This is a genomic window from Clostridium tarantellae (assembly GCF_009295725.1).
Taxonomy (GTDB): Bacteria; Bacillota; Clostridia; order Clostridiales; family Clostridiaceae; genus Sarcina; species Sarcina tarantellae.
The window spans coordinates 1-7385 of sequence record NZ_WHJC01000168.1 but is presented as its reverse complement, the minus strand read 5'-3'; the positions used below and the strand labels follow the sequence as shown (position 1 = coordinate 7385).

Annotated in this window: 6 protein-coding genes; all 6 read right to left on the bottom strand. The window is 23.7% G+C overall.

Features of this window, described 5'->3' with window-relative positions:
• Positions 1–152: 152 nt before the first annotated feature.
• Entirely contained in the window at positions 153–1139 is a 987-nt protein-coding gene (locus tag GBZ86_RS10580) for a glycosyltransferase family 2 protein (RefSeq protein WP_152890484.1), read from the bottom strand.
• An 18-nt stretch (positions 1140–1157) separates the two neighbouring features.
• Positions 1158–2282: a glycosyltransferase gene (locus GBZ86_RS10575; RefSeq protein WP_152890483.1), complete on the bottom strand. Its 1125-nt coding sequence runs from the start codon at positions 2280–2282 to the stop codon at positions 1158–1160.
• Positions 2275–3408 carry an O-antigen ligase family protein gene (locus tag GBZ86_RS10570; protein ID WP_152890481.1) on the bottom strand — a complete coding sequence of 378 codons (1134 nt, stop codon included), beginning with the start codon at positions 3406–3408 and terminating at the stop codon, positions 2275–2277. The genes GBZ86_RS10575 and GBZ86_RS10570 overlap by 8 nt, the downstream gene beginning before the upstream one ends.
• A gap of 18 nt (positions 3409–3426) precedes the next feature.
• Positions 3427–4242: a glycosyltransferase gene (locus tag GBZ86_RS10565; protein ID WP_152890479.1), complete on the bottom strand. Its 816-nt coding sequence runs from the start codon at positions 4240–4242 to the stop codon at positions 3427–3429.
• Between the two features lie 3 nt (positions 4243–4245).
• Positions 4246–5349 (bottom strand): glycosyltransferase family 4 protein, encoded by a 1104-nt coding sequence (locus GBZ86_RS10560; protein ID WP_152890477.1) that lies wholly within the window; start codon positions 5347–5349, stop codon positions 4246–4248.
• A gap of 168 nt (positions 5350–5517) precedes the next feature.
• Positions 5518–7385, bottom strand: a 1868-nt coding sequence (locus GBZ86_RS10555) for an N-acetylmuramoyl-L-alanine amidase (protein WP_170272211.1), incomplete at its 5' end; no start/stop codon positions are given.

Here is a 7385-nt window from a genome sequence, read left to right as displayed (position 1 = left end):
GTTTTTGGTAATTATATTAAAACAAAGGTTACCGGCTATTTTCACGTCTAAATTTTTGGTAATTTATAAACTTTTTTCTAATTAAAATTTGTCAATGGTATTTGAATCCAAAGATTAAACACTAGTGAAATTCTTATTATTTTTTATTTAAATTATCTTTTTAACTTTTCTATAAATATACTATATACCTTTCCTATATTATAATTTAAATCATATAATTTTATCTTTAGTTTAGTTGTATTAGCTAATTCATTATAAAATCTATTATAAAATTTATTATTTTTAATGGTTATATTTTGCTCTTTCCATAACTTATTTAAATCAAAGTGAATTTCATTAGATGGATATGTAGTAATAACTCTGTAAAAATAATTATGGATATAATTAAAAAATTCATATTCTTCTTTGTATTCATTCATTAAATTATTTTTATATAACATTTTTTTTATTTCTTCTACAGCTTTACTAACATCATAAACTTTTTTATTTAAACTATGTATAGTACTGTCTGTTCTTTGATAATAATAATAATATTTTTTATTTATTTTGCTAATTCTATTTGAAAATATAGCTAATTTAATACTCATTAACATATCTTCACCATAAGATAAATTTTCATTAAATTTTAAGTTATTTTTCTCTAATATATTCTTTCTTATCAATTTTCCCCAAACAGCTGCACTTACTTGATTTAATAAACATTTCTTAATATATTCACTTTTATTAATATTATCGAAATATGTTCCATTAATTTCTGTACTTCTTCCATTATAATAAGTTTCTATAAAATCAAAATTCAAAATATCCAAATTATTTCTTTCAGCTATAGTATATAAAGTTTTTAAGCAATTTTCTTTTAACCAATCATCACCATCTACAAAAAGCACATACTTACCTTTTGCTAATTTAAGACCACAATTTCTTGCAACACTTACACCTTCATTTTTTTTATCAATTATTATTATTCTATTATCTTCTTTAGCTAATTCTTTAATAACTTTTATACTTTTATCTTTAGAACCATCATTTATTATTATAATTTCAATATTATGTAAATCTTGATTTTGTATAGATTTTATACATTTATCTATATAATCTTCAATATTATATACGGGTACAATTACACTTATATCTATCATCTATTTTATCAACTACCTTTAATTTATAATTTTATTTTCTAATATTTTAATTATATTACTTGTATCAAAACTCATAGCTTGTTCTACTCTATTAATATACGTTTCATCAGCTAATGCTTTTAAAATATTATTAGCTAAGTCTTCTACATTATCAATTTCTGATAAATATCCAAATTCTCCATCATTTAATATTTCACTTACACCAGAACATTTAGTAGCTACTATTTTTTTATCTAAAGCTAAAGCTTCTATTAACACTGTAGGTAACCCTTCAAATTTAGAAGATAAAACAAATAAATCTGATTTTTTTAAATATTTATAAGGATTGTCTACAAAACCAGGCATAATAACTTTTTCCTTAATATCTAATTCTAAAATTAAATTCTCAATACTTTTCTTCTCTTCTCCTTCTCCTAATATAATTAAAGTACAATCTTCTTTTTCAATCACTTTTTTAAAAGCTTTTATTAATACATCAAATCCTTTATTATATACTAATCTTCCAATAGCTATAATTTTTTTACCTTTTGGTAAATTAATATCACTAGATTCTACATTAGCTTTATCTATAATTTCATTTATACATATAGGATTATATATAGTTTCAATCTTATTTTTTAAATCAGGAAATAAATATAAAGCTATTTTTTCACATTCTTTCGATACGCAAAAAACTTTATCAATATTTTTATAATATTTTCTTGATAACTTTATATGTTTATCTGGAAAATAATCTATTAAATTACTATGAATCCATGAAATATACTTTTTATTTTTATTTTTTTTAGACATTTTAGATGTTATATATGTAGGAACTCCTTCTAAAAATCCTACAACAACATCAGAATCTTTTGCAAAACTACATAATTTATTTAATATTATTGTATTTATTTGAACATGTTTTTTTACATAGCCTACTGAATTTAATATTTTATTTTTACTTTTATAAAATTTATTAACTCCACATTCAACTTGAACATCTTCATTTAAATAATTTAAATAAACACCTTGTTTTTCAAATAAAAATATATTAGGAATAAATTTTTCTCTATCTAATGAATTAACTATATTTGTTAATATTCTTTCAGCTCCGCCACCTTCAAGATTATTTAAGACAAAAGTTATCTTTATTTTTTTACTCATTATTTTCTAATCCTTTCAATCTTACAATTATAGCTAATACTGCATATAAAAATGGTAATCCATAACCTGCATAAGACATAGCTGCTAGTAAGAAAGGAAATATAACTATTACTGTACTCGGATTAGCTTTTATTATCATAATATAAAATATTATTAATATTAATAATCCTATAATTCCACTCTCCACAAAAAAAGATAATATAAAGTTATGAGCTGGAAATCCACTTAATAAATAATTTATAGAGTTTTCAAATCCAACTCCAAATAATAAATGTTTAACTGAAGCATTTTCAATATAATCTACTCCATCATTAAATATTGTAAGTTTAGTCATAAAACTTCCATCATTTCTAAATTTATAAAATAATAATGTTAAACCTACTATACCTACAATTACAAGAGCACCATAAATATACTTACTTGATAGTTTAAATTTATTTTTTAATAAGTACATAAGAATTATTAATACTTCAAAAATTATCATACTAATAATAGCTGCTCTAGATATAGTCATAACTACCAATATATTCAATATAATTATTTGTATTATTTGATTTTGTTTATGTTTAACAAATAAATATATGCTAAAAAATAATAATACTAAATACAAAATTGAAACTGCATTAGAATCACTTAACATTATTGAATTAAATTTATATGCATAAATTTTTAAACTTCCATCTGCAATAGTAAAATATTTTTTTTCTGGATTTAAATATCTTATTATAGTTTCTATAGTAAATAACACAACGCTAAAATTAATAAATATTTTTGATATTTTCATAACACAATAATTGCTTAATGGTTTAATAGAAAACAATACTAATGAAAAATATGTTAATGACATTATTACATACATAGCACTAGTCAAATTTGCTTTCACTAATATTTGATCTATTCCTAAATATAAACAATAAATTATATTAAATATGTATAATTTATCTTTTAAAATATCACCTATATTATTTATTCTTTTTATAAATGAGTAAATTAACAGTATAATAGCTATTCCATAAAATAAATATATTGGACTTATAGGTAACACATTACCTAAATAAAATGTGGAAAATATAATTAAACACCCTGCAATTATTAAATTTATATTTTTATCTATACTTTTTATCATTATAATTAAACACCTTTCTTATTTTCTTAAAAAATTTAAATATATCTTTTCTCTTATAGTGTTAGGAAGTAATCTTGGAACACTTCTAAGAGTAAAATTTTTGATTGATTTATATTTATTTATAAAGCCTATTTGATTTAATGATTTTTGTAATTTATACTCTGTTTTAACATAAATAAATCCACCTCTTCTTTTATACATATCAGCACCTGTTCTTGCATAAACTAATGGAATATTTATATTTTTAAATATACAACCATTCACCATCATTCTTGTCCATAAAAAATAATCTTCTGAAAATAACATATGTTGATAACTTCCTGCATTTACTACAGAGCTTTTTTTAAACATTACTGTCATATGATTCATTGGGTTTCTTGTTTGAGCATACATTTTTATTTCTTTATCTTCTACGGGAACACTTTTTATAGTTTTTACATTTTCCATTGAATCATAAAATTCATAAATGCTTGATCCCACTATATCTAGATTTTTATTTTTTTTAAATTCATTTAACTGTAATTCAAATCTATTTTTTACACATATATCATCAGTGTCCATTCTTGCAACTATTTCATTACTGCATTCTAAAAGTCCTATATTTAAAGCCTGACCTAAGCCTACATTTTCTTGTAATTCAATTACTTTTACTAACTCATTATACTTCCCTTTAAAATTTGCAATTACATTTATTAACTCTTCAGGCAAAGGTCCATCTTGAACTATTACTATTTCTTTTGGCTTAATAGTTTGTAAAATTACACTATCTAATGCAGTCTTTAAAAACTTTTCTTTTTCATTTTTATATACAGACATTAAAACTGAAAACTTCATTTTTTACCTCTCCAAATATATTTCTTTATATTGTTCAGCCATAACATTACTACCAAATATCTCTTTAGCTAATTTTTTATTTTTTTCACTTGTTGTAATTAATTTTTTTTCACTACAAATTTCTTTTATACACTTTGCAAGTTCTTTATAGTTGTCTTTTTCAAATATAAATACATCTCCATTCATGTTATTTATTTCTTTATGTGAATCTATATCTGATAATATACATGGTAACCCTGTAGACATAGCTTCTAAAACAGCATTAGGCATTCCTTCTGATTCTGATGTTGATAAATAAATATCTGAACTTTGTAAATATTTAAGCACATCTATTACATGTCCCTTTAATAAAATATTTTTATTATCACCTATTAAAGTATTTATCTCATCTCTTAAATCTCCATCTCCAAGGATAATAAGTAAAGTATTTTTTACATTAGCTTCTAAAAATCCTTTTACTGCTAATACTGGATTTTTAACTTGAATTAATCCTCCACAAAATAAAAATATTTTATTATCTTCATTCAAGCCTAATTCTCTTCGTAATTCCTTTCTTTTTCCTATAGAGTTAAAATATTCATTATCTATTCCGTTTAATACACATACTGACTTTATATTATATTTTTCTTTAATATAACTTCTAACTGATTGAGAACATGAAACAACAATATCAAGTTTTTTTATTGCTTGTACATGTTTTCTTGCTATTATTTTTCCTAAAGTTTCTCCATAACTTGCTGAATAATCTTCTATTATTCTATTGTGTATAGTTGTTATGCATTTACATGGTAGTTTTGCTTTTAATGATGCTATTACACTATCTGCTCTCAATCCATGACAATGCACTATATTAATATTATTTTTATGTATATATTCATACACTTGTTTTTTATTTGAAAATATCCCTTTTATTCTTGAGTTATTTAAACTATGTACCTTTACACCTATGTTAACTAAACTTTGTTTAAATACTTCATCATTGCTGCTACTTAACTCTAAGAGATGTATATTAAATTTATTATTATCTAAATGTTTAACTATATTATATAATACATTCATTGGACCGCATTTTTTTGCACTAGATACAATATATAAAAGATTAGTCATTGTCTATCCCCTTCTTAAAACTATTTTAAATTTCAATAGCTTGTATTATAATTTAAAAATTTGAAATTTTACATAAAATTTGTATGTTTCCTTATACATAAATTAGAGTATGTTAAAATATTAATATTCTAACATACTCTTTCAATTTTTTATAATATCTTAAAATAATTATTTTTTAAACCAATCATTTAATGTATTAGCTATTCCTCTAGCAACTTTAACTTGAGTATTTGGATCTGCTGCTTTTTTAGCATCATTAGAATTAGTTAAAAATCCGCATTCAACTAAAACAGAAGGCATATTAGTATATTTAGTAACATATAAATTACCTTGTTTAGAACCTCTATCATAGTAATTTCCAGATTTAGCTATTACTGGTGCTATTTTATTAGCTAAATACTTACCTTCAGTACTTGCATTACTGTTAGCTGTATCAGTTTTATTACTAGTATACCAAACTTCAGTTCCATGTGCAGATGATTCATTAAATGCATTATGATGTATACTTACAAACAAATCTGCATTTAGAGAATTCGCTAAATTAACTCTTCTTCTTAAACTAATTTTTTCTTCTTCATAAGAAATTTCCCATGGTTGTCTTGTCATTACAATATCATATCCCATTCTCATTAAATCCCCTTGTAATTTTACTGACACATCCATATTAAGATCTGTTTCATTATAAGTGATTCCACCAATATGAGAAATATGACCTTGATCTCCACCTTGATTATGTCCTGGATCTATTACAATTAAAGGTGCAACAACTTTAACATTAATTTCTGAAATATGTTTACTTCCATTTTTGCCAACTGCTTCAACCTTTAAAGTGTGTTTTCCTAAAGTTAAATTAGTTAGAGAAGTTTTTAAAGTATAACCTGCTTTATCATTTTCTGGATATCTTGGATAATCCATTTGTACAAATGGAGAATATTCTCCTGTAATAGCTTTTCCTATAAAGTTATTATCTATATAAACATTTACTGATGCTATACCTGATTCATTCAATGCCCATCCTTGTATAGTTACAGGCTTTGTTCTATCTATTTCAACTATATGACTGTTTATATGAGTTAATGGTGGTAAAAATTTAACTACTTTAATATTAGCTATTTTTTCATGTTTACTTCCATCTTTACCTATAGCAACTGCTTTTACTTCATGATTTCCTAAACTTAATTTACTTGCATCAAATCTTAATGTATATCCTGCTTTGTTATTATTTGGATATCCCGGATAGTCTTGTGCTACAAATGGTGAATCTTCTCCATAAATAGCTTGTCCAACAAATTTGTTATCTATATAAATCTTAACTGCTTCTACTCCTGATTTATTTATTGCCCATCCTTGTATAATTTGATTTGTTGTTTGCTTTAACTCTTTTAAGTTTGTATTTATATGTGTTTTTGGTAATTTTCCTTCTACTACCTTAACTTTTGCTAACTTTTCATGCTTAGTTCCATCTTTTCCAACTGCTTCTGCTTTTATCTCATGATTTCCTAAGCTTAATTTACTTGCATCAAATCTTAACGTATATCCTGCTTTATTGTTGTTTGGATATCCTGGATAGTCTTGTGCTACAAATGGTGAATCTTCTCCATAATTTGCTTTTCCAATAAACTTATTATCTATATATACGTTTACTGCTTCTACTCCTGATTTGTTTATTGCCCATCCTTGTATAACTTGATTGCCTTCTTGTTTTAACTCTTTTAAGTTTGTATTTATATGTGTTTTTGGTGATTTTCCCTCTACTACCTTAACCTCTGCTAACTTTTCATGCTTAGTTCCATCTTTTCCAACTGCTTCTGCTTTTATTTCATGATTTCCTAAGCTTAATTTACTTGCATCAAATCTTAATGTATATCCTGCTTTATTGTTATTTGGATATCCTGGATAGTCTTGTGCTACAAATGGTGAATCTTCTCCATAATTTGCTTTTCCAATAAACTTATTATCTATATATACGTTTACTACGTCTATTCCTGATTTGTTTATTGCCCATCCTTGTATAACTTGATTGCCTTCTTGTTTTA

Excerpts from the sequence above, each read along its gene's own strand:
- GBZ86_RS10580 (WP_152890484.1), bottom strand. The coding sequence starts at position 1,139 with ATGATAGATATAAGTGTAATTGTACCCGTATATAATATTGAAGATTAT.
- GBZ86_RS10575 (WP_152890483.1), bottom strand. The coding sequence starts at position 2,282 with ATGAGTAAAAAAATAAAGATAACTTTTGTCTTAAATAATCTTGAAGGT.
- GBZ86_RS10570 (WP_152890481.1), bottom strand. The coding sequence starts at position 3,408 with ATGATAAAAAGTATAGATAAAAATATAAATTTAATAATTGCAGGGTGT.
- GBZ86_RS10565 (WP_152890479.1), bottom strand. The coding sequence starts at position 4,242 with ATGAAGTTTTCAGTTTTAATGTCTGTATATAAAAATGAAAAAGAAAAG.
- GBZ86_RS10560 (WP_152890477.1), bottom strand. The coding sequence starts at position 5,349 with ATGACTAATCTTTTATATATTGTATCTAGTGCAAAAAAATGCGGTCCA.